The 21,357-nt window shown below is 41.6% G+C and carries 24 protein-coding genes; 15 read left to right on the forward strand and 9 right to left on the reverse strand.

Annotation, left to right across the window (positions count from 1 at the left end; genetic code table 11):
* The first annotated feature begins 44 nt into the window (after positions 1–44).
* Positions 45–1,502: a GntP family permease gene (locus tag LRQ06_RS12895; RefSeq protein WP_232766924.1), complete on the forward strand. Its 1,458-nt coding sequence runs from the start codon at positions 45–47 to the stop codon at positions 1,500–1,502.
* Positions 1,503–1,639: 137 nt separating this feature from the next.
* Positions 1,640–2,230 (forward strand): TetR/AcrR family transcriptional regulator, encoded by a 591-nt coding sequence (locus LRQ06_RS12900; RefSeq protein ID WP_232766925.1) that lies wholly within the window; start codon positions 1,640–1,642, stop codon positions 2,228–2,230.
* Here LRQ06_RS12900 and LRQ06_RS12905 read toward each other — a convergent pair.
* Complete coding sequence (locus LRQ06_RS12905) at positions 2,199–3,122, reverse strand: DMT family transporter (RefSeq protein WP_232766927.1); 924 nt, start codon at positions 3,120–3,122, stop codon at positions 2,199–2,201. The two genes, LRQ06_RS12900 and LRQ06_RS12905, sit on opposite strands and share 32 nt — an antisense overlap.
* A gap of 208 nt (positions 3,123–3,330) precedes the next feature.
* The gene (locus tag LRQ06_RS12910; protein WP_232766928.1) at positions 3,331–4,218 is read right to left on the reverse strand and encodes an alpha/beta fold hydrolase; all 888 of its coding nucleotides are present in this window, start codon (positions 4,216–4,218) and stop codon (positions 3,331–3,333) included.
* Between the two features lie 91 nt (positions 4,219–4,309).
* On the opposite strand from LRQ06_RS12910, the gene LRQ06_RS12915 reads away from it, so the two are divergent.
* Positions 4,310–4,888 (forward strand): CGNR zinc finger domain-containing protein, encoded by a 579-nt coding sequence (locus LRQ06_RS12915; protein ID WP_232766931.1) that lies wholly within the window; start codon positions 4,310–4,312, stop codon positions 4,886–4,888.
* A gap of 217 nt (positions 4,889–5,105) precedes the next feature.
* Here LRQ06_RS12915 and LRQ06_RS12920 read toward each other — a convergent pair whose 3' ends face one another.
* The gene (locus LRQ06_RS12920; protein ID WP_232766932.1) at positions 5,106–6,032 is read right to left on the reverse strand and encodes a helix-turn-helix domain-containing protein; all 927 of its coding nucleotides are present in this window, start codon (positions 6,030–6,032) and stop codon (positions 5,106–5,108) included.
* A 148-nt stretch (positions 6,033–6,180) separates the two neighbouring features.
* Here LRQ06_RS12920 and LRQ06_RS12925 point away from each other — a divergent pair, with 148 nt between their 5' ends.
* Positions 6,181–7,221: a class I SAM-dependent methyltransferase gene (locus LRQ06_RS12925; RefSeq protein WP_232766933.1), complete on the forward strand. Its 1,041-nt coding sequence runs from the start codon at positions 6,181–6,183 to the stop codon at positions 7,219–7,221.
* Between the two features lie 53 nt (positions 7,222–7,274).
* Here the strand turns inward: LRQ06_RS12925 and LRQ06_RS12930 are convergent, their stop codons facing one another.
* Both LRQ06_RS12930 and LRQ06_RS12935 read right to left on the reverse strand, forming a co-directional pair.
* Positions 7,275–7,487 carry an EamA family transporter gene (locus tag LRQ06_RS12930; protein WP_232766934.1) on the reverse strand — a complete coding sequence of 71 codons (213 nt, stop codon included), beginning with the start codon at positions 7,485–7,487 and terminating at the stop codon, positions 7,275–7,277.
* Positions 7,488–7,517: 30 nt separating this feature from the next.
* Entirely contained in the window at positions 7,518–8,129 is a 612-nt protein-coding gene (locus LRQ06_RS12935) for a DMT family transporter (protein ID WP_232766936.1), read from the reverse strand.
* 104 nt (positions 8,130–8,233) lie between these two features.
* Here LRQ06_RS12935 and LRQ06_RS12940 point away from each other — a divergent pair, with 104 nt between their 5' ends.
* Both LRQ06_RS12940 and LRQ06_RS12945 read left to right on the forward strand, forming a co-directional pair.
* On the forward strand, positions 8,234–8,728 hold the full coding sequence (locus LRQ06_RS12940; protein ID WP_232766938.1) for a LysR family transcriptional regulator: 495 nt from the start codon (positions 8,234–8,236) through the stop codon (positions 8,726–8,728).
* Positions 8,729–8,767: 39 nt separating this feature from the next.
* The gene (locus LRQ06_RS12945) at positions 8,768–9,091 is read left to right on the forward strand and encodes a type 2 periplasmic-binding domain-containing protein (RefSeq protein ID WP_232766940.1); all 324 of its coding nucleotides are present in this window, start codon (positions 8,768–8,770) and stop codon (positions 9,089–9,091) included.
* Between the two features lie 77 nt (positions 9,092–9,168).
* Here LRQ06_RS12945 and LRQ06_RS12950 read toward each other — a convergent pair whose 3' ends face one another.
* Positions 9,169–9,471, reverse strand: coding sequence for a hypothetical protein (locus LRQ06_RS12950; protein ID WP_232766941.1), 303 nt, complete (start codon positions 9,469–9,471; stop codon positions 9,169–9,171).
* Positions 9,472–9,817: 346 nt separating this feature from the next.
* Here LRQ06_RS12950 and LRQ06_RS12955 point away from each other — a divergent pair, with 346 nt between their 5' ends.
* Positions 9,818–10,207, forward strand: a complete 390-nt coding sequence (locus LRQ06_RS12955; protein ID WP_232766943.1) for a VOC family protein — start codon at positions 9,818–9,820, stop codon at positions 10,205–10,207.
* Positions 10,208–10,291: 84 nt separating this feature from the next.
* On the opposite strand, the gene LRQ06_RS12960 is transcribed toward LRQ06_RS12955, so the two are convergent.
* The 3 genes from LRQ06_RS12960 to kdgR form a co-directional block, all read right to left on the reverse strand.
* Complete coding sequence (locus LRQ06_RS12960) at positions 10,292–11,002, reverse strand: 3'-5' exonuclease (RefSeq protein WP_232766945.1); 711 nt, start codon at positions 11,000–11,002, stop codon at positions 10,292–10,294.
* Between the two features lie 2 nt (positions 11,003–11,004).
* The gene (locus LRQ06_RS12965; RefSeq protein ID WP_232766947.1) at positions 11,005–12,873 is read right to left on the reverse strand and encodes a DUF294 nucleotidyltransferase-like domain-containing protein; all 1,869 of its coding nucleotides are present in this window, start codon (positions 12,871–12,873) and stop codon (positions 11,005–11,007) included.
* 85 nt (positions 12,874–12,958) lie between these two features.
* Entirely contained in the window at positions 12,959–13,741 is a 783-nt protein-coding gene (kdgR, locus tag LRQ06_RS12970) for a DNA-binding transcriptional regulator KdgR (RefSeq protein ID WP_232766948.1), read from the reverse strand.
* Positions 13,742–14,000: 259 nt separating this feature from the next.
* On the opposite strand from kdgR, the gene kduD reads away from it, so the two are divergent.
* The 8 genes from kduD to LRQ06_RS13010 all read left to right on the forward strand — a co-directional run bounded on the left by kduD (position 14,001) and on the right by LRQ06_RS13010 (position 21,328).
* Positions 14,001–14,762 carry a 2-dehydro-3-deoxy-D-gluconate 5-dehydrogenase KduD gene (gene kduD, locus LRQ06_RS12975; protein WP_232766950.1) on the forward strand — a complete coding sequence of 254 codons (762 nt, stop codon included), beginning with the start codon at positions 14,001–14,003 and terminating at the stop codon, positions 14,760–14,762.
* Positions 14,763–14,785: 23 nt separating this feature from the next.
* Entirely contained in the window at positions 14,786–15,307 is a 522-nt protein-coding gene (locus LRQ06_RS12980; protein WP_232766952.1) for a YgjV family protein, read from the forward strand.
* 7 nt (positions 15,308–15,314) lie between these two features.
* Positions 15,315–15,635, forward strand: coding sequence for a cupin domain-containing protein (locus LRQ06_RS12985; protein WP_232766953.1), 321 nt, complete (start codon positions 15,315–15,317; stop codon positions 15,633–15,635).
* A 42-nt stretch (positions 15,636–15,677) separates the two neighbouring features.
* Entirely contained in the window at positions 15,678–16,313 is a 636-nt protein-coding gene (locus LRQ06_RS12990; RefSeq protein WP_232766961.1) for an RpiB/LacA/LacB family sugar-phosphate isomerase, read from the forward strand.
* 93 nt (positions 16,314–16,406) lie between these two features.
* The gene (locus tag LRQ06_RS12995; protein WP_232766962.1) at positions 16,407–17,318 is read left to right on the forward strand and encodes an alpha/beta hydrolase; all 912 of its coding nucleotides are present in this window, start codon (positions 16,407–16,409) and stop codon (positions 17,316–17,318) included.
* 97 nt (positions 17,319–17,415) lie between these two features.
* Positions 17,416–18,345 (forward strand): 2-dehydro-3-deoxygluconokinase, encoded by a 930-nt coding sequence (kdgK, locus tag LRQ06_RS13000; protein WP_232766963.1) that lies wholly within the window; start codon positions 17,416–17,418, stop codon positions 18,343–18,345.
* A gap of 10 nt (positions 18,346–18,355) precedes the next feature.
* Complete coding sequence (locus LRQ06_RS13005; RefSeq protein WP_232766965.1) at positions 18,356–18,979, forward strand: bifunctional 4-hydroxy-2-oxoglutarate aldolase/2-dehydro-3-deoxy-phosphogluconate aldolase; 624 nt, start codon at positions 18,356–18,358, stop codon at positions 18,977–18,979.
* Between the two features lie 582 nt (positions 18,980–19,561).
* Complete coding sequence (locus tag LRQ06_RS13010) at positions 19,562–21,328, forward strand: sodium:solute symporter family protein (protein ID WP_232766967.1); 1,767 nt, start codon at positions 19,562–19,564, stop codon at positions 21,326–21,328.
* Positions 21,329–21,357 lie beyond the last annotated feature (29 nt).

A 21,357-nucleotide genomic window follows, 5' to 3' on the forward strand; every position in this document is an offset into this window, starting at 1 on the left:
TTAATGATAAATCTAATTCAATAACGTGACAAAAGGGTAAAATTATGGATGGGGCAATCATTGGTATAGTGATAGGCATTGTCACTATGATGATCATGATCATCAAAACTCGGATTCCGGTAGCTTTAGCCATGATCGTAGCATGTTTGATCATGGGTTTATTTGCCGGAATGGTACCAGATGCATTAGTTAGTGCGATTAAATCCGGATTCGGGGGAGTACTTGGCGGAATAGGCCTGATCATTGCCTTTGGTGTAATGATGGGGGCTTGTTTCGAACGCTCCGGAGCCGCAGTTAGGATGGCGAAAACATTCGTAAAAATATGTGGAAAAGGCCGAGAAGATATCGCGTTGGGTCTGACTGGGGTTATCGTCGCTATTCCAGTATTTTGTGACTCTGCGTACATCATCTTACACTCACTGGTCAGAGCGATTTCCAGAAATACCGGACGTTCTGCCGTAGGGCTAGGAGTTACTTTAGCTCTTGGTCTTCTGATTACTCATGCATTGGTTCCGCCGACACCTGGCCCTATTGCCGTTGCTGGTATTCTAGGCGTTGATTTGGGTGTGTATATGGTGTGGGGGCTCGCTGTTTCCATTCCGATGATGTTGCTGTCGATTATTTATATTCGCAAAGTAGGTAAAGAATACTATCGCGTACCAAGCGATGACGGCTGGATCACGTCTGAAGCTGACTGGGCAAACTTAGAGAAAATAGAAGAAGTGGATGACTCTAAATTACCGGGTAACTTTATCTCCTTTGGCCCCATTTTTATTCCAATTGCCCTGATTTTGGCAAACACTCTTATTAACAAAGGAGACTCTACATTCCACACGGTGATCAGTTTACTTGGTAACCCAGTCGTTGCAGTTGGTATCGGTGTCATCATTGCGCTGTATGGACTTACCACGCATATCGATCGTAAAGATATGATTGGCTCTATGGATGATGCGTTATCAAGTACAGGATTAATTCTTGTCGTGACAGGTTGTGGTGGTGCGATGGGGGCGGTACTAAAAGCATCAGGTGCAGGTCCGGTTGCTGCTGAAGCGATTGCTAGTAGTGGTATTCCCGCATTACTGGTTCCTTTAGCTATCTCATCAATGCTTCGGTTGATTCAGGGGTCTGCAACAGCATCTATGATGGTAGCCGCAACGATGAGCCTGCCTTTAGTCGAATCTCTGGGCTTGGATCCTGTCTTTGTCGCGTTGGCATGTGCAGTGGGACCGGTTGGTTTTTCTCACTTAAATGACTCTTACTTTCATATTATTAGTCGTACTTTAGGGATTTCTGATTTACCGGATCAGCTAAAAATTTGGACAGTGAGTTCAACGATAGCCTGGGCCATTGGTTCTAGTATCGTGTTACTTTTGAATCTGATTTTTGGCAGAGGCGGTACAGTTATTGATCCTATTGTGCCAATAGTAGTGCTTGGGATCATTGTTATCTGGATTAAAATGAAATCAAAACCATCTGCAACACAGCAAATCGCAGAAAACTAATCCTTTACTTACCAATTTTAGACAGGAGAGTGATTTACTCTCCTGTCTATACTCAGTGAATAACCTACGATAATTTTTTTTGAAGCATCAAAATTGTATAATGCAGACAATGAGTTCCGGGATTGGTCGTTCATATCGTGACAAATACAAAACAGAATGAAATTGTTGACTCTTCAATCAGGCTTTTTACCCAATGCGGTTATAACGGTCCGAGTATTGATAGAATCTGCGAAGAAGCTAGTGTTTCAAAAATGACGTTTTATCGCTATTTCAAAGATAAAAATGCGCTCATCGAGAGTGTATTGAGCCAGAAGCGCACGCAGTTTGTTGAAGCGGTAACTGATATCGAACAGTCTGAATCTGGCGTAAGAAATAAATTGTTTACCATTTTTCAGTACTACGAAGAGTGGTTTAATAGTGAGAATTTTAATGGATGCTTGTTCAGCCGGGCCTTATTTGAAGCTGGTAATACCAATAACCACATTAAGAGTCTGAATGCTCAGTTCAGAACTGAGATGCTGAAAGTGTTCAGAAGAATTCTATCTGAAACACTTAAGCCGGAAGCCGCTGAAAGAACATCATTGATGATCTTAATGTTGATTGATGGCGCCATCATTGCACAGGGGTCAAACAGAGATACACCTGCGAACAAAGAATATCCGCCAGTCCTTGTTGCCTGGCAAGCTGCAAAAAACATTATTTATGCAGAGGGGGGGCAACTAGATTAGCTTTTTTCTTTCGCTTGCTGGAGCAGAACCATATTCCCGTACCTATGAGCAGAGCACTGATGATGTGGTAGGTTTTCAGATTCACGTCTAAAAATAGAATACTGAATACTCCGCCAGATAGAGGAATGATGTGAGTGTATATTTCTCCTCTTGTCGCGCCTATTTCACCGATGCCTTTATTCCAAAACACATAAGATAACCAGGATGGGAAAAGTACCAGATACAGCAAGCCTGTCAGAAATTCTTTGTCTGTATAAGACGACAAGTCAACAGCCTGTTTAGCAGATACGTGGTACCAGACTATAGGGATTAGCATGATTGCTCCAAGGAGTGAGCTGGTTGTCACGAAGGCGTTACCCGGAATAGTTTTGTCTTTTAGGCGTAAAAAAGAGCAATAAATTGCCCAGCTCAGGGCTGAACCCATTGCCCATAAGTCCCCGGTATTAATATTATGAAATACACTGGTATCCGTTATATTTCCCTTCATAACCAAAAAGAAAACACCAAAAGTACTTAAGATGACGCCACAAATATTATTCAAAGTGATCTTATCCCGGAAAACAATACCATTGATGATTAAGACTATTCCCGGTGTAGCAGACATATAAATGGCAGCATTTAAAGACGTTGTTGTCTGTAATCCAATGTAAAGGGTGAGAGGGAAGAATACCTGACCACATAATGAGAGGAAAAATATGGGTATAAAGGCGCGTTTGATCTTGTGCAAATTCGTAAAGAGTTGTTTGTAATACAAACAACTCAGAAGTAATGCTGTCAGTAACCAACGGGCTTCAGTCATAATAATAGGATCTGCCTGAGAAACTAATACATGACCAATTACATAATTTCCTCCCCAAAACATAGCGGCAAGTACTAACAACAAATAAGGCATATATCTCTCCAATAGAAATCTGGCATTAAGATACTATGTAGTAACTTAATTTATTTGTGATAAAAATCTCATTATTCGGCATTTTTATCGATTTTTTTTCTAAAAAGGATGGTTTTAATCTATGGAGGACACTCAAGGTGTACTACATAGTATAGTTTTGATCCATCTGAACACCGCATCTTCCGGTTGCCTGGGTTATATGTGCCATTTATCTATTATTGAGGTTGTTATTTAAAAATGAGTAAATCACAGGAATAATTTCTTGTCCGTGAGTTTCCAGTGCAAAATGTCCGGTGTCATAGAAACGGATGTCTGCATTTGGAATATCTCGTAGCCACGCTTTTGCACCATCAGGTAAAAAGTAGGGATCATTTTTTCCCCATACGGCAAGTAACGGTGGTTGCCTATCGCGAAAGTAGGCTTGAAAGTTAGGGTAATTTTCTACATTCGAAGCGTAGTCAAGAACCAAATCTAGTTGAATATCTGCATTTCCCGGACGAGAAACATGTAAACATTCGAGGGTGTAGCTGTCTGGAGAAACCAAACTACAGTCTTTTACACCGGACAGATATTGCGATTTAACTTCTCGAGCTGTTGGGAAGTCGTTGAGTGTTGCGCGATTTTCGGGGGAAGGATTATCCCAATATTTTTTTATAGCAGCCCAGCCATCAGCAAGTCCTTCCTCATAGGCGTTTCCATTTTGCGAAATAATGGCACTGATTCGTTCGGGATGTGCCATAGCGAGACGCCATCCTACAGGTGCTCCGTAGTCGTGTACGACAATGGCATAGCGTTGAATGGTTAATTGTTCAGTAAATTTGTTTATTGTCTGAGTAATATTTTCAAAAGTATAAGAATAGTCTTCCCGGGCTGGTGATTCTGTGAATCCAAATGAAGGTAAATCGGGAGCAATAACATAGAAACTTTTTGCTAATGCGGGGATCAAATCTCGGTACATGTAAGAAGATGCGGCAAATCCATGCAGAAGCAATACACAAGGATTAGCTATATCTCCGGCTTCGCGATAGAAGATTCTTATATTATCTACCTGCTCGTAACGATAGTGGGTTTGAAATATATCAGAGTTATTGTTCATGAAGATTCCCTTGTAACTAGTAAAATGTATATTTGAAGGTTACATATTTTTAATGTAACCTGTCAACATGATATTTAAGGGTTACTTAGTTATGAATTTAAACGGTTCTACCTCGGCTCTCTTTCTGGCAAATAATTTGGCTTTAGATTTTATTAATACATCTTATGGTTCGGGGAGTGGTTATTGTGATTGTTTTACCGATGATGAAAGTGTTGTTGTATGGCTAAAACAAGCCGATCAATTACCAGCAGAATCGTTGATAAAAATTCCGACCGGATTAGTACAAAAAGCAAAGGGACTAAGAAATTGTGCAAGAAAAATTGTTCGATCTGCGAGTGAAAATCAGCCAGATGATTTAAATTTAGTGAACGAAATTTTGAATTTTGGATGGCCTGAGCAAAAATTGGAGTGGGATGAGAAGCAGAAACAATATATTTTTACTCAATATCGCAGAAGTGATGAGGTGGATAGTTTACTTTATCCTGTTGTGGCAGCGTTGGTGCAACTGCTTTGCAGTTCGGAGCTTAAGTATGTTAGGCAATGTGAAGCTCATGATTGTACTTTAATGTTTTTGGATACAACAAAGTCGCATCGCCGACGCTGGTGTAGTATGGCGTTATGTGGGAATAGAATGAAAGTTGCAGCCCACAGGAAAAGAGAGAAAAAGTAATATTATCAGTTTGTTGTAAGTTAGGCGGTCAGTAAAGCTTCACGCTATAAAATCAGCATTCATTATTGTGTGCTTCAGTGTTTACTATTTTTATTATTGTGACCCTGACAGGGCGCTTAGGAACAGTTGTTAATTTTTGTTTATATCAATCCTTCGGTCAGCATGTCTAATAATCAGACATGCAACGCTTGAGTTAGAAGGCTTTTCTTTATCTGTCTTATTTCCCCTTTGATATCTTAGGCGGAAAACCAAAATACCGTTTGTACATATAGGAAAAGTTGGATGGGTAATCGTATCCTGTTTTGTAAGCAACCTGATTGACGCTTATTCCTTCATAAAGTAACTGACGGGCAGCTTCCATTCTGGTTGCCAGTAAAAACTGGTATGGAGATGAGTGCACTATTTCCTGAAAGAGCTTTCTGAAACGATTTTCTGTGATGCCGCTTCTTTGGGCTAAAAAAGCAACTGAAATGGATTGATCGTAATGATTCTCGATAAAACTGACGGATTCTGCAATGGCATTTTCTTCAGAAGGTGTCCTTTTTTTATTATCAGCTCTCTGATTCATCGTTTCGCTCAGAAAATCACTGACTAAATTGCACACAATGATTTTCCTTTCCAGTGGTTTTTCCAGATGGTTGCAGACTCTAAGAGTATTGAGCCGGGTTAAAAAGGCATTGGCTGCTGCCGATATGGGAGCCTGCCGAATATGATAAATGCCATTTCCCTGAACAGATGATAAAAAATCTAATCCATAATGCCGGTAAGCTGGTTTGGAAATGACAATACGATATTGGACTGTCCGTTGGTTTTCCCGAAAAATCCTGATTCCTTCGCTGGTTTGAAATAGGCAGGAATGGCGTTCACCACAGGTGAATTGTAAATCGGGATTTAGCTGTTTGGGGTGGAACCCGGATGCGCCTTTTAGCGTATAGGTCATACAGAAACGGGTGGAGTCGTGTTCCTGATGGGAAGCCTGGCTGGTTTTTGATTGAGTGAAAAAATCGGAATACACGATCTGAATATTATCATCAATGGACAACGTTTCGTGAAAACCATTTCCGTCTTCCATTGGAATAGTTTGTTTTGTCCAATGAGAAAGAAACGGGAGCCTGTCTGATTGCGTCTGATTCATGTTCATCATGTAACCTTATATCCTTTCAGGCTATGTCACCACAGCCACCATAATTCATACGAAAAAGTATGAAATTCATATCAAATTAAATGAGAATGATTATTAATTGTTGCTAGTGTACACCTATGAGCTTAAATAACCAGGCAGGTAATACACGATGAGTGCAGAAAGACATCCACTACAGCAATATTGGGATTTGTACGGAGCAGGGATCAAAGCAAAATCGCTGGATATTGCGCTTGAAAAGAAATTGTTTGATTTTCTTTATGATTATCAGTCAGTGGCGGTTATTGCCGTCAAAATGGCTTTTGATGCCGGTATGGTCGAACCATGGTTAACACTGTTGTGGAGTATGAATTGTCTGGATCGGAAAAAAATTGATAGCCGTGGATTTATGTACAAACGTTCTGAACTGGCAGAAAAACATCTATGCCACTCCTCTGATGAGTGCTGTATTGATTCGCTTCGTTTCCGGTATCGTACACTTAGCCTTTCTGTGTCGTCACTGGAATTGGGTTTAAAGGGACTTATTTATAACCCTGCAAAACAGACGCAGACCAGTGTTCAGGAGGGATGGGCAGCGGCCGCTGAGAAGCAGATTAAGCAGGAGCAGAAAAATGTGTCGTCGCATGTTTTAACAGAACTGCTACCGGAATTACCGTTCAGAAGTGAACCTGAGAGTTGTCTTGATATTGGCGGTGGGGCGGGATTTCTGCTGAAGTCTCTTGCTGATTATTTTCCACAGACCCGGACGACATTATTTGATTTTCCGGCAACCGTGAATGTCGCTAAGGAAAATCTTTGTAACTCGTTATGTTATGACCGGTTTGAATTTATCTCTGGAGACATAAATCATGATGTGATTCCCGGTCACTATGATTTCATTTTGTGCTCTTCTGTTTTCCACTTTATCAGAGATTTACCTGCACTGATTCTGAATATGTGGGAGATATTAAATCCGGGCGGGATGATTCTGGTGTTGCATTCTGAACTGACGGATTCGAAAGAGGAAACGGCTCAGGTTTTACCGTTCTATTTGCCGATGAAGACAAGGAAACTGTATGTACCTCAGCAGAATGACATTATATCCCGTTTTATGACAATGAAAGACAGTCGTCATGTGATAACGAAGTTATTACCCGGCGCTCCAATGGCTCCGCTATGGGCGCATGGCTTTGTTAAAGAAGGGAGACGTTAGTTAAGTGTATTGTGCTTTTTAACAGAGGCATAAGTCACCCTATTTACTTGTTGTTATTGAGTTCTTGTATAAGTCATTACGGAAATAATGATTATAAAAGAACCAAAAATAGTGAGTAAAGGCATTGGAGTCTGAAAAATAATATAGTCAAACAACATTGTGACAGCAGGAATGAAATAGAACAGGCTGCTTACTTTATTTACAGAGCCTTTAGATATCATATAAAAAAGTAGCAGTAATGCTCCTGTTGAAACAATGATTATCATCCATAGAACAGATACAATAAATGTAAGGTTTCATTCGACATGCCAACCATTACAGAGGGAAATAATGAGAAAGATGATAGAAGCAAAAGCATTTTGCACTAATGCTGAAATGGCGGGATGCACGTCGATTTTTTTCTGGTAAGTCGAGCCCAGAGTTATGGACAGAACGGCTAAAAAAGCAAAAAGTAATCCGGTCCAGTTAAAACTACTAAAATCCTTGGAGCCAAATAAAGAAATAAACAATCCGACAAATGCAATAACTAAGAGAATCAACGCCTTAATGGTTATTTTTTCTCTGCTAAATAAAGGTGTTATCAGCGGTTGTATACCTAAAATTAATGCTACTAAGCCTATTGCAAGTGCATAATGTATTGATAGGAAATAAAAGGACTGATAGAGAACCTGAAACAGAAGACCATTCAGACACAACATAAGAATATCATTACGACTTAGTGAGTGTTTTAAATTAGTTCTGATATCAGAAAAGAATAAAATACTTAATACCAGACAGAAAGAACCTAAAGATCTTAATGCAAGAAATGACCATACCGATGAAAATTCTAATCCTGTTTTCACGAAAAAAGCTCCGCTGCTCCACATAAATAAGAAAAGTAGTGGCGCAATCTTTTCTAAACTCATCATTAGTTAGTTTCTCCTTTTGAACATGTTGTTTTGATATTGGTATCATAGATATGCTTATCATTTAAATTAATAATGAAGATAATATTTATCAGAAAGTGAGATATATGAATTTAGATACTTCTCAATTAAGAACTTTTATTACAGTTGCCGAATTGAAAAGCTTCTCAAAGGCATCAAAACGTTTGAATAGAGTTCAGTCGGCAATTAGCCAGCAGATCCAAAAACTTGAAGCGCAAGTTGGTGAAAAATTGCTTACGAGAACAACGTCAAAAGTGGAACTTACTTTAAAGGGTGAGTTATTACTCAGTTATGCGGTACAAATTCTTAATATTAACGATAAAGCTATTTATGAATTAAAGGGTGAGCAACCAAACGGCCGTTTAAAAATTGGTACATCTGATACTTATGCAAGCTGTTTTTTTATGGAATTATTAGAGGTGTGTGCTGATTTGTATCCTCAAATTGAAATTGAAGTTCAGTGCGGATATAGCAAGGATATATGGTCTCTGTACGAACAGGGAAGGATTGATCTTGTTTTAACTCAGAATTGTCCTAACCATATTTCTCACGAGGTACTGCACATCGAGCCTTTGCGATGAGTGTGCTCTAAAACATCCGAAGTTTATAAGAATCGACCTGTGCCGCTGGCTCTTTTCTCTGAAGGATGTGGAGACAGAGAAGTGGCCCTTGAAGCATTAAATCAGAAAAGAATTGATTTCACGATACACTTTTGCAGTACAAGTTATGCAGGTGTTTTAGCCTCCTTAGCATCTGGTCGTTGTGTTTCTGCAATACTGGCAAGTACAGTTAACAATAACTTCAGAATTCTTGGTGAAAAAGAGGGGTTTCCTCAACTGAAAAAACTAGAGTTATCGATAGCATACAGAGAACAGGATAACACTAAGTCTAGCTATTTATTTGCTCAGTTGGTAAAAGATTATTTTTATAATAAAAAATTGTAAATTTTGTTTTTATTCTATTGAGCAATTAAGTTTTGATATTGGTATGAATCTCTAAGTAAATAATATGCTCCTTAGGTTTATGGCCAGGCCCGTTTTTTGGTTTCACTGTTTGTTTTCACCAGCTCGAGTGTTTTTTTGGATTTATCTTCAATTGCCCTAAGACTTTGTGTCACTGTATTCTGAAATTGTAACTGGCGCTGGTCCGGCTGACTTGCTGAAGGCGAACGAAGCTGATGAATTAACTGAACTAACTGCTTATTTTGATTTTCAAGTGCTTCAACTTTCGCAGAGAGCATTTTCAGAGAGACATTTTGTTCCTGAATTTTTGATTCAATGCTATGAAAGGCTTGTAATATCTGTCCTATGTTCGTATCTGGCATCGATTACCCTCTCTCTGTTGATGGGGGGGGGTTAGACTAATGGATTTGAGCTAATCACATCAACGGCACATTATCTGAATTTTGCTATGGGCGAAAAGGTAGATTTTATCTACCCGTACATTCAAATCTATCCGCAAGGTTATTAGTCGTTCTTTAATTATAGAACGAAGATCTCAGTATCATTTTTTCTTTGCCCGTGGATATGTGGTTTGTTGTCAGGTATTACCGGGGCTGTGCAAAATAAGGAACTGAAAAATAAAAAGTGTTCTGTTTTTTGTCGCCTTATCTTTGCTCATAATTCTTTTTTGAAAAATGTCTGGATAGGAAATAATTGTGAGGGGCGTAGATGAAAATCGAACATGTTGCAATCTGGTGTCAGGATCTGGAAAACATGAAATGTTTTTATGAAAAATATTTCAATGCATCCAGCAATGATAAATATGTCAATCAAAAGAAAGGATTCTCTTCTTACTTCCTGACGTTGCCGGAAGGTGCCAGAATTGAATTGATGAAGATGGATTCTATCGACGTTTTTCAGGCAGAGGTCGGCAAATTATTTACCGGACTGGCGCATATCGCCTTTTCGGTTGGGTCGGTTGAACAGGTAGATGCTATGACAATGGCATTCCGGTCTGATGGCATTGAGATAGTAAATGGTCCGCGCCGGACCGGTGATGGTTATTACGAAAGTGTTCTTTTGGATCCGGAAGGCAATTGTATTGAGCTGGTGGCGTAATTTGTTCACTGTTGCTCATGAGCCGGAAAAACCGGCCATGAGCAAAGTGAGAGGGGGTAGGTTAACGTGCCGGTGATAACTACTCTATTGCATCAGTTGATGAAGATGTGCATCTGGCAGGTTTTTGAGTTTTTTACTTTGCACCAGAAATAACTCAGCACAGGCCAGTGCATCACTGGCGGCAGAATGTGACAGATAACCGGGAAGCTGATAGTAGTGACGGAGATCATCCAGCTGATAACTGCTGTGTGCGCCACTTTTCCCGGCATAGCTAAACTGCTGCTCTATCCGTAATGTATCAATAAAATACGCAGGAAGATCTTCAATCTGATACTGGTTAGAAAAGTAGGCCTGAATAAATGCTTTTTCAATACAACACCCATGAGCAAGCACGACTTTACCGGTAATTCTTTCCAGAAGCCGGTTCATTCCTTCTGTTAACGTCATTCCCTGCGCGAGATCCTGAGGAGTCAGTCCATTTATTTGTGCCGATTCTGGTTTGATGTATTCTCCATGGCATATGTACCATTCTTCTGAGCTGGCGAGATCAACCCTCTCCAGAGTCAAATCCACCATACCTATGGATAAGATTTTATCGGTATGGGCGTCTACGCCTGTGGTCTCAAAATCCAGTGCGACGAAACTTAATTCGTTCACTGGTGTTTCGCAATCTATAAAAGGTTGTTCTAAATAGTGCTTCAGAGGGGCTGGCCATGAGCTATTAACGTTTATCGCTTGTCGCTTTTGCTCCGGAGTCCGCTGGTGGTGCCATTGTTTAAACCAATGCGAAAACATAGTTATGCCCCTTTTACGAATTTCAGCTTCGCGACGTCTTGTAGTTCGCTGATGATTTTAAATGCTTCTTTTAGGTGCTTCCGTTCGAAACTGCTGAAATTATCGGGAGCAATGTGATTGTCCGGGGTCGAACCGGAGAGAATCGCATTCAATTGGTGACGAAACCGTACCTGAGTAATAAAACGGTATGCACCTATGATATTTTCAGCGCTGTCTTTTGATAAGGTGCCGTGCTCTGCCGCATAACGGAAACGTTCTTCAGTTCCGGTCAGCGATCCGCCGGCAGACAGACTGAAAATACGTGCTAAATCAATGATCAGATTTAATGCGTATTTTTTTATATTTAGCGTGTTGCTGTTTTGTCCGCCTTTTTCCAGAACCAGATTATTGAAAATGCCCAATGGGGGCTGAGTGTCGATCGCATCCCGAACCAGAGCTGGGATAAAATTTCGGCTTTTCTGAATACATTCATGCAGATGCTGCTGAATCTGATCGACGAACTCCCGGTTTCCGTGGATGGCCCGGACTTCAAGAAACACACTGATGCTTAACAGTTTGTTATATTCCGGGCTGGCAATCCACTTCTGATAGTATTCTTTCCAGCGATGGATTGGTTGACACCATTTGGGCGACGCTGCCATGTATTTCCCGTCACACAATGGGTAACCACAGGCGGCTAATCCGTTACATACCCGCATAGACAGGTGAGTAAAATACAGTTTGTGCTCTTCCGTTGTATCATCGGAAAGTACTATTGCACTGTCCTGATCGGATAACATGTGCACTTCATTTCTGGCATGGGAACCAGCCACCAGCCAGGCATAGTCACAGGGTGGCGGGCCAAGTAATTCTTCATTTAACTGTATTAGACGTCGGGTAAAGGCATCCATGATCATTGACATGACTCGGCCCTGGATTTCAGCGCTGACACCGCTTTCGACTAATGCCTGAAAAATCGTCTGCCGTTCTTCTTTTAATGCTGCCAGAGCATTAATAGAGCTGGCATATTTAATTTTTTCAATCAGGAACAGAGACTGAGTACGGTGATTATGAACAAGATGAGTCGTGGTCAGAAGTCCTTTGACCTGATCGCCATGGACTACAGGTAAGCAGCGAATGTTGTACTGCAGCATAAGAGAAATGGCTTGAATGACTTTTGCATCTTCCTCAATCAGCACCGGGTTTGGGGTCATCACATTTGAGATAGACTCTCCGGTGTTGATATCGGCAGCAACGACCGAGCGGGTCATGTCACGGTCAGTGACCAGACCGACAATATCACCGTCTTTCATTACGACCGCACAGGAGCTGCGTTTTTTACCGCACATTGCCTGAGCGACACTTCGGATCGACTGGCTTTCTTCGACGATAGTGATGTTTTCGCTGGCAATTTCCCCAACGGTGCGGAAGAACAGGCCTTTTTCTTCCTTCCGGCATACGTATTTGACGGCAGAACTCAGTCGGATGTTGGCTTTAGCGGCAAAGTAGTCCGCAAATTCCGGATGGGCTTCACTGACTAGTTTAAGCTCTTCATGAGGAATCAGGTAGAGGAGAGAATCCTCAATAGCCTCGGCCTGATAGCCGTCTTCAGAATTATCCAGTGGTTCTAAAAAGGTAAACCCAAACTGGTCATCCTGTCCCAGCCGGGCTCTCAGGTCTCCATTAGGTGTTCTTTGCTCAATTGCGCCTGTCCGGATGATATACAGAAAGCGATGGTCACATAAGGCACTAAAACCAATGGTTTCACCTTTAACAAGGTATTTTACTTTGACAGAGTTAGCGATGCTTTCAACCACGGAGTCTGGCAATTTATCAAAAGGGTCTATTTTGATTAAAAAGTCATAGATATTTGGAGTGACGGATGTGCCCATGGCTAACCTCTATAATGAACCGGTGTTTCAATATTTAATAAAGTGGCAAAAAAAGCAGCTCTTCGCTGCCTTTTGTTTCTTCTGTTTACGCCGGGTAGCTATGGTAGCCCAGTTGTTCAGAAATATTTTTGCCGGCCTGATGCATTAATCGGACGTAATATTCCATGCGTTTTTCATCAAAGCGAATAGTCGGAAATGAGATGGATAGCCCTGCTATAATTTGACCAAACCGATCATAGATCGGTGCTGCAATACAACGAAGACCAGGTTCTTGTTCTTCGTTATCTTCTGCATAATGTAAATCACGTACTTTTGCCAGCTCGATTAATACCTGATCGGTATTTTCCAGTGTTTTCTTTGTGTGTTTGATGAATTCAACATCGCTTAAAACGTCCCGGATAAAGCTTTCATCACGTTCAGAGAGCAGCATTTTACCAATGGCTGTGCTGTACAAAGGATTACGGCGGCCTATACGGGACTGCATACGAAGGTTGTAGCCGGAGTCAATTTTGTGAATATAAATGATGGCATTTTCATCCAAAGCTCCCAAATGCAGAGCTTCGTTAGTCTGTTCTGATATGTAGCGCATTTCTTTATCTGCCAATTCAATCAGATCGACATATTCTAATGACTTTGCCCCTAGCTCGAACATTTTAAGTGTCAGAGAGTATTTATCTGCTTCACCTTCCTGAGAAACATATCCTAAAGACTTCATCGTCTGCAGAAAACGGTAAGTTGTTGCTTTGGACATCATAAGGCGTTGTGACAGTTCTGAGACACCGATGGCTTTTTGTTCACCAAGGGCCTGAAGAATATGAAATACTTTTAGTACTGATGAAACTGCTTCAGGCGGAGTCGATTTTTCCATTTTTATCCCTTCAATTCTTAGTTTTCTTTATTATATCGCTGAATTTCTTAAGAACCAGTATTTTTAAAATACCTTTTCAAAAATTTGAAACCACGCACTCATAAAGATCAAAAAAACACGATCCCAGTCAATTTTTTTAAAACAGCTTTTCAAAAATTATTTGCAAACGTTTTTTTTTTGAGTAAAGATAGGACATACAACGTGAGGCAACGACGAATTGTCGGGTCTCGACATTACCTACTACACTGAGGAAAGCGATATGTTTCTTGATTCATTTAACCTAGAAGGAAAAGTGGCCATCGTTACAGGTTGTGACACCGGTCTTGGTCAAGGTATGGCGCTTGGTCTTGCAAAAGCAGGCTGTGACATTGTTGGTGTTAACATTGTTGAGCCAACAGACACCATTGAAAAAATAAAAGCTGAAGGTCGAAAATTTATTGATATTCGTGCCAATCTGATGAAGCTGGACGATATTCCAACAATTGTTGATCGTGCTGTTACTGAATTTGGTCGTATTGATATTTTGGTTAATAATGCCGGTATTATTCGTCGTAATGATGCTATCGAATTTTCTGAGCAAGACTGGGATGACGTAATGAACATCAATATTAAGTCTGTGTTCTTTATGTCTCAGGCTGTCGCAAAACAGTTCATTGCTCAGGGCGAAGGCGGTAAAATCATCAACGTAGCTTCTATGCTTTCTTTCCAGGGAGGCATTCGTGTTCCGTCATACACTGCTTCTAAGAGTGGTGTAATGGGCGTAACCCGTTTGATGGCAAATGAATGGGCAAGTCACGGTATTAATGTAAATGCAATCGCACCTGGATACATGGCAACGAATAATACAGCGGCATTACGTGCAGATGAGCAGCGTAGTAAGGAAATTTTAGATCGTATTCCAGCAGCCCGTTGGGGAACGCCTGAAGATCTTGCCGGTCCTTGTGTATTCCTGGCTTCAAAAGCAGCCGATTATATTAGTGGTTATACCATTGCAGTTGATGGCGGTTGGCTGGCACGCTAGTCCGTTAGAGAGAAGGTGGTTGTGTGGATAACGCAATATTAGCGCAGTTCGTAGGGTTCATTAGTTTTGGTTTGGGATTGTCGGTCTTCTACCAGAAAAATGATAAGCGCTTAAAAATCTTAATGTTGATTTTTAATCTTACTCACCTTCTCCATTTTTTATTGCTCGGTTCGATGGTATCTGCGCTCAGCGCGTTACTGTCGGCCTTAAGAACGACCACAGCAATATTTATTTCGTCAAAAAAAGTTGCGGTGTTCTTTATTGCAATTAGCCTGGTTAGTGGTTATTGGATGGCAGAACATTGGTGGGATATGTGGTCGGTTGTCGGAACGGCAATTGGTACATACTCGGTGTTTTGCTTATCTGGTATTGTGATGCGCATTGGTTTTCTTCTGGGCGCATCGTGCTGGTTAACCAACAACATTCTGGTGGGGTCGATTGGAGGAACACTACTGGAAATGACGTTGATTGCAATGAACTTACTGACAATATACCGTTTATATCGTCAGCAAATGAAGTCTATGATTAAACAATCAGGTTATTAGGTGAACTATGTTCGTATTTAACAATGACATTCCAATGGAAGATCTGGGAGAAGGCGTTTCACGCAAAGTACTGGCATATAGCGATAATATCATGTCAGTGGAAGTTCACTTTGAAAAAGGTGCTATCGGCGCGATGCACTCACATCCTCATGAGCAATTGACTTACGTGTTGTCAGGAGCATTTGAATTTACTATCGGTGGTGAAACGAAAGTTGTCAGAACCGGTGACACACTATACAAAGAGCCAAACATTGAGCATGGCTGCGTTTGTTTAGAAGCGGGTGTTCTTATTGATACATTCACCCCTATGCGCAAAGATTTTGTTTAAGAATTGAAATTGGAATGCGGGTTGGTCCCGCAGGAGTAATACATGAAAATTGCACTAATGATGGAAAACAGCCAGGCAGCGAAAAACGCGATGGTGGCTGGAGAATTAAAATCTGTAGCAGGTGGTCTTGGACACGATGTCTTCAACCTTGGAATGGTAGATGAAAATGACCATCACCTTACTTACATCCATTTGGGGATCATGGCCAGTATTCTACTAAATTCAAAAGCAGTGGATTTCGTAGTAACAGGTTGTGGAACCGGTCAGGGCGCGATGATGTCATGTAACATGCATCCGGGCGTGGTCTGTGGTTATTGCCTGGAACCTTCTGATGCTTTCTTGTTTAACCAGATTAACAATGGTAACGCGCTGGCGCTGGCTTTTGCAAAAGGTTTTGGTTGGGCTGGTGAATTGAACGTTCGTTACATCTTTGAGAAAGCATTTACAGGTCCTCGTGGAGAAGGTTATCCGGTTGAGCGTGCTGAACCACAAAAACGTAATGCCTCTATTCTTAATGGTGTGAAAGCTGCTGTTTCAAAAGATGTACTGGAAGGGTTGCGGTCAATTGATCAGGAATTAGTGAAAACTGCAGTTGGTAGTACTCGTTTCCAAGAATGTTTCTTTGCGCACTGTCAGGTGCCGGAGATTGCTGAGTATGTGAAGTCTTTACTAGACTAAACAGCACTCTTTTATCGGGAAGTAAGTTCAAGCCAGCCATTGAGCTGGCTTTTTTTATGCCTTGTTATATCTGATTATCTGAGAAGAGAGAACATGTCTACTGAACCGATTATTTCGATGAGAACCTGGTTTCCTGATCAGCTTGTTATTCCTTTGTGGCCGGAACCGGACGCCATGCCTGAAATGCAGCAGTGTTATCAGGAAAGAAGTTCTGATCCTGAAAGACCTGACCGGGCAGTTCTTAATATTACCCGCCCGGAGATTGTTGTATTTAAGCCTGAACATCCGAATGGTATCGGAATTCTTTTGTTGCCCGGAGGTGGTTATCAGCGAGTGGCGGTTGACCGGGAAGGAACCGATACGGCCCGAGTTTTAAATAAGGCCGGATTTACAGTATTTGTGATGACATACCGGATGCCGAACGAAGGACATTATTTAGGGCCATTAACGCCGTTGGCTGACGCTCAGAGGGCGATACGTCTGATTCGTTATTTGCCTGCCGCCCACTATTTATCTCATGTTGGTGTTTTGGGATTTTCTGCCGGAGGGCATGTAGCGGCAAGTTTAGCGTTACAATATGCCAAAAATCTGTATCCGGCACAGGACAGAGCCGACAGTCTGGAAACCAGGCCTGATTTTTGTGCACTTATGTATCCCGTGATTAGTATGGACAGCACGATTGCTCATGTGGGGTCAAAAACAGAATTGCTCGGTTCATTGGAAAATGATGAAGATATTACGCTTTTTTCTTTAGAAAAACAGGTCAGTGTATCGGTAGCACCGTGTTTTATTTTGCATGCCAGCGATGATGAATCAGTAGTAGCTGAGAACAGCATAGTATTCTGGCAAGCGCTAAGAGAGTATGGCATTGCTGCAGAAATGCATTTGTTTGAAAAGGGCGGTCATGGATTCGGAATACAGGGAACCGAAGGACTTCCTGTTGCTATGTGGCCTGAATTATTAGCAGATTGGTTACAAAAATGTTGTCAGGAATGTGTTGGGTAGATCTAAGTCACAAAATAAATGAACCGTTGTTTTATTTTTATTGTTAAATGTTGTTGTTATTGTAATAATAACAACAACGAATACTGAGGAGATCCCCATGAATCCAGTTAGCCGTGTTGCCATTATCGGTGAATGTATGGTGGAACTAAAAAAAAATAACGGTGTACTACAGCAAGGATTTGGTGGCGATACACTAAATACGGCTGTGTATTTGTCCCGTTTAACCAGAAAACAGGGTATTGAAACATCTTACGTAACCGGCTTAGGGCGTGATCCGTTTAGCCGTGAAATGCTGGCGGCATGGCAGGAAGAAGGTATCAATACAGAAATGGTTTATCTTTCTGAGGATAAATTGCCTGGTGTTTACGCAATTGAAACTGCAGATGATGGCGAACGTAGCTTCTTTTACTGGCGTAATGATGCCGCGGCTAAATATTGGCTGAGAGACTGTGCATTGTTATCTCTTGTAAAAGCCTTGTGTCAGCATCAGATGATTTATCTTAGTGGGATCAGCCTTGCCATTATTTCTGAAGATTGCAGACAAATGTTGATTGAGTTACTGACGATGTGTCGTCAAAAAGGTGTGAAAATTGCCTTTGATAACAATTTTCGTCCAAAACTCTGGGCGAGTACAACAGAAGCCCGTGATTTTTATTCTGAAATTCTCAGTATCACCGATATTGCGTTTTTGACTTTTGATGATGAAGTTATGCTATGGGGTGATAAACACGAAGATGAAGCAATCAGCCGTACGAAAAACTTCGGCGTAAAAGAAATCGTGGTAAAACGCGGAGCAGAAGCGTGCTTTGTTGTAACTCAAGAGAATCAATACTCAGTTGCAGCGGTCAAAGTCGATGCGGTTGTTGATACCACTGCCGCCGGAGACTCTTTTAGCGCCGGTTATCTTGCCAAACGAATTTTAGGCGGAGACGAAAAAGAGTCTGCGTTGGCCGGGCACAAAGTGGCTGGTACCGTTATTCAGCATCGTGGTGCAATCATTCCACGAGAAGTGACACCTATTATCTAAGGAACGTAAAATGAAAGATCTCAATCAACAACTTTCCGAAATTAAAGTGGTACCTGTTATCGCAATTAAAGATGCAGGTAAAGCCGTCAAGCTGGCACAGGTTCTGATGGAAAACGGTTTGCCGTGTGCGGAAGTGACATTTCGGACCGAAGGTGCAGCTCAGGCGATCAAAAGCATGCGTGAAGCCTTCCCGGATATGTTGATAGGTGCAGGAACGGTTTTAACCTGCGAGCAGGTTAATGAAGCCATCGATGCCGGTGCTGATTTTATTGTCAGTCCGGGTTTTAACCCAACCACTGTGAAATACTGCCAGCAACGTAACATCGTTATGGTGCCGGGTGTCAGTAATCCAAGTCTTGTAGAACAGGCAATGGAAATGGGCCTGAGAACCCTGAAATTTTTCCCGGCAGAAGTGTCTGGTGGGGTAGGTATGCTGAAAGCATTGGCAGCTGTTTATCCAGTTAAATTTATGCCGACAGGTGGTGTAAACCCGGGTAATGTGAAAGATTATTTGTCTTTGCCATCTGTTTTAGCCTGCGGTGGGACCTGGATGGTACCCGGTGATTTAATTGACAATGAAAAATGGGATGAATTAGCTAAGCTGGTCCGCGAAGTCGCCGGTATTATTGCCTGAGTATTTACCCCATGACCCGAATTATTTTTTTCATCTACTTTCTTACTTTCTAGCTTAAGGTTTTACGACCTTTTCAGCCATTCTGGCAACGCCTGTATTTTTATACGGGCGTTTTTTTATTTTGCGTAGACAGCTCTTTTGTTAAAGGTCAACAGACCTTAGAAAAGGAAAAATATTCATGTGATAAAGCCAATAAGAAGAAGGCAGATCATGATATCAAAGTTGTTCATGGTCTATGTCTCATAAAAGCCTGTGAAAAACGATTATTATCGTTCATTTCTATATAGTAAAACAAAGATTGATATAAAACAAAACAACATTTCAATAAAACATAAGCAATGTGTTACCCATTGATATATCTGGGCTGCAGAGGTACATGCTCCGTTCTCTTCTTAAAGAGAAAATTATCAGCAATGCAGTTTTTAGATAAATGTTAATAGTGAGCTATACAAGGGTGATCATTATCACGTTTGGGAGGGAAAAATATAAAAATGAACCGATGTTTTGATTTTTGTCTCGCATGGTTTTATTTTTTTAGTGTATAGTCTAAAAAAAATAAAACGATGTTTTGAGGTGTTAAACATGCAATATGATTATTTAGTAATAGCAGGCTATTTTGCTCTTATGGTGGCAATCAGTCTGATATTTAAAAAAATGGCAAGCAATAGTACCAGTGACTATTTCCGTGGGGGCGGTAAGATGCTGTGGTGGATGGTAGGCGCCACTGCATTTATGACCCAATTTTCAGCCTGGACTTTTACCGGTGCAGCAGGTAAGGCATTTAGCTCCGGTTTTGAAATCCTGGGCGTATTCGTAGGTAACATGGTTGCATACGGATTTGCTTTTTTCTATTTTTCACGTCGTTTCCGTCAAATGCGTGTGGATACCCCGACTGAAGCCGTAAGACGTCGCTTCGGCAGCACAAATGAACAGTTTTTTACCTGGGTGATTATTCCGTTAAGTGTTCTGAATGCCGGCGTATGGTTAAACGGTCTGGGTGTATTTGCTTCTGCCGTATTTAAAACAGACATCAACATGACTATCTATGTTACCGGCGCAGCCGTACTGCTGGTTTCTCTGATTAGTGGTGCATGGGGAGTTGTAGCATCTGACTTTATCCAGTCACTGATTGTTGCCGTTATCTCTGTCGCCTGTGCGATTGTGGCTTTGGTTGTTGTGGGTGGCCCGGGTGAAATTCTGACGAAGTTCCCTGGCGGATTCATTGTCGGTCCGGACATGAACTATCCGATTCTGATTGTGGGTTCATTCCTGTTCTTCATCGTGAAACAGCTTCAAAGTATCAATAACATGCAGGAATCTTACCGTTTCCTTAATGCGAAAGATTCTAAGAATGCATCGAAAGCGGCTCTGCTGGCGCTTGGTATGATGTTTGTCGGTGCCATGATCTGGTTTATCCCGCCATGGGCAATTCGTATTCTGAATCCGGATGCCGCCCTTGCGTATGCAAACTTAGGTAAAAAAGCAGGTGACGCGGTTTATCTGGTCTTTGCCCGTGATTATATGCCGGTTGGTACTGTTGGCTTGCTGATGGCCGGTCTGTTCGCTGCGACCATGTCTTCTATGGACTCAGCACTGAACCGTAACTCAGGTATCTTTGTTCGTAGTTTCTATGCCACTGTGGTTCGTAAAGGACAGGCAACGGATAAAGAACAGCTTCGCATGGGTATGATTGCCAGTGTGATCAACGGTATTCTGGTCATCCTGTGTGCTCAGTTCTATGTCTCACTGAAAGGATTGAGTCTGTTTGACCTGATGATGCAGGTTGCAACCTTGCTGCAGTCTCCGATTCTGGTTCCGCTGTTCCTTGCTATCCTGATTCGCAAAACACCAAAATGGGCCCCATGGGCAACGGTTGTGTTCGGCTTATTCGTGTCGCTGTTAGTTGTAAAAGTACTGACTCCAACCGTTGTTGGCGGATGGTTTGGTATGGACAACCTGACTGGTCGTGAAGCCGGTGATTTGAAAATCATGACAACTATCGGTGCTCACCTGATTCTGACTGCCGGTTTCTTCTGCCTGACCACATTGTTCTATAAAGAAGAAGACGATATCAACCTTGAACAAACCAATGAATTCTTTAAAGACGTTGATACAGAATGCATTGCGGAAGAGGGTCAGGATATTGTTGACCGCATGCAACGCGCCAAACTGGGTACATTGGTTACTTACATGGCAGCGGGTTTAACTCTGATGGTCTTGATTCCAAATCCATTGTGGGGACGTTTGTTATTCCTTGCCTGTGCGGCTTCTGTCTTTGCGGTTGGTTATGCTCTGAAAAGGAGTGCCAAGCTTGATGAGAATTCATCACGCATTCGGGCAATTCAATAGAACACTAATCAGTAATTATTAATTTTGGT

The sequence above is a fragment of the Vibrio salinus genome, from assembly GCF_021272385.1.
Lineage (GTDB): Bacteria > Pseudomonadota > Gammaproteobacteria > Enterobacterales > Vibrionaceae > Vibrio > Vibrio salinus.

Excerpts from the sequence above, each read along its gene's own strand:
- LRQ06_RS12905 (WP_232766927.1), bottom strand. The coding sequence starts at position 3,122 with ATGCCTTATTTGTTGTTAGTACTTGCCGCTATGTTTTGGGGAGGAAAT.
- LRQ06_RS12940 (WP_232766938.1), top strand. The coding sequence starts at position 8,234 with ATGAATTTAGATACTTCTCAATTAAGAACTTTTATTACAGTTGCCGAA.
- LRQ06_RS12915 (WP_232766931.1), top strand. The coding sequence starts at position 4,310 with ATGAATTTAAACGGTTCTACCTCGGCTCTCTTTCTGGCAAATAATTTG.
- LRQ06_RS13010 (WP_232766967.1), top strand. The coding sequence starts at position 19,562 with ATGCAATATGATTATTTAGTAATAGCAGGCTATTTTGCTCTTATGGTG.
- LRQ06_RS12895 (WP_232766924.1), top strand. The coding sequence starts at position 45 with ATGGATGGGGCAATCATTGGTATAGTGATAGGCATTGTCACTATGATG.
- LRQ06_RS12935 (WP_232766936.1), bottom strand. The coding sequence starts at position 8,129 with ATGATGAGTTTAGAAAAGATTGCGCCACTACTTTTCTTATTTATGTGG.
- LRQ06_RS13005 (WP_232766965.1), top strand. The coding sequence starts at position 18,356 with ATGAAAGATCTCAATCAACAACTTTCCGAAATTAAAGTGGTACCTGTT.
- LRQ06_RS12920 (WP_232766932.1), bottom strand. The coding sequence starts at position 6,032 with ATGATGAACATGAATCAGACGCAATCAGACAGGCTCCCGTTTCTTTCT.
- LRQ06_RS12950 (WP_232766941.1), bottom strand. The coding sequence starts at position 9,471 with ATGCCAGATACGAACATAGGACAGATATTACAAGCCTTTCATAGCATT.
- LRQ06_RS12955 (WP_232766943.1), top strand. The coding sequence starts at position 9,818 with ATGAAAATCGAACATGTTGCAATCTGGTGTCAGGATCTGGAAAACATG.
- LRQ06_RS12995 (WP_232766962.1), top strand. The coding sequence starts at position 16,407 with ATGTCTACTGAACCGATTATTTCGATGAGAACCTGGTTTCCTGATCAG.
- LRQ06_RS12990 (WP_232766961.1), top strand. The coding sequence starts at position 15,678 with ATGAAAATTGCACTAATGATGGAAAACAGCCAGGCAGCGAAAAACGCG.
- LRQ06_RS12985 (WP_232766953.1), top strand. The coding sequence starts at position 15,315 with ATGTTCGTATTTAACAATGACATTCCAATGGAAGATCTGGGAGAAGGC.
- LRQ06_RS12925 (WP_232766933.1), top strand. The coding sequence starts at position 6,181 with ATGAGTGCAGAAAGACATCCACTACAGCAATATTGGGATTTGTACGGA.
- kduD (WP_232766950.1), top strand. The coding sequence starts at position 14,001 with ATGTTTCTTGATTCATTTAACCTAGAAGGAAAAGTGGCCATCGTTACA.
- LRQ06_RS12930 (WP_232766934.1), bottom strand. The coding sequence starts at position 7,487 with ATGATAATCATTGTTTCAACAGGAGCATTACTGCTACTTTTTTATATG.
- LRQ06_RS12965 (WP_232766947.1), bottom strand. The coding sequence starts at position 12,873 with ATGGGCACATCCGTCACTCCAAATATCTATGACTTTTTAATCAAAATA.
- LRQ06_RS12910 (WP_232766928.1), bottom strand. The coding sequence starts at position 4,218 with ATGAACAATAACTCTGATATATTTCAAACCCACTATCGTTACGAGCAG.
- kdgK (WP_232766963.1), top strand. The coding sequence starts at position 17,416 with ATGAATCCAGTTAGCCGTGTTGCCATTATCGGTGAATGTATGGTGGAA.
- LRQ06_RS12960 (WP_232766945.1), bottom strand. The coding sequence starts at position 11,002 with ATGTTTTCGCATTGGTTTAAACAATGGCACCACCAGCGGACTCCGGAG.
- kdgR (WP_232766948.1), bottom strand. The coding sequence starts at position 13,741 with ATGGAAAAATCGACTCCGCCTGAAGCAGTTTCATCAGTACTAAAAGTA.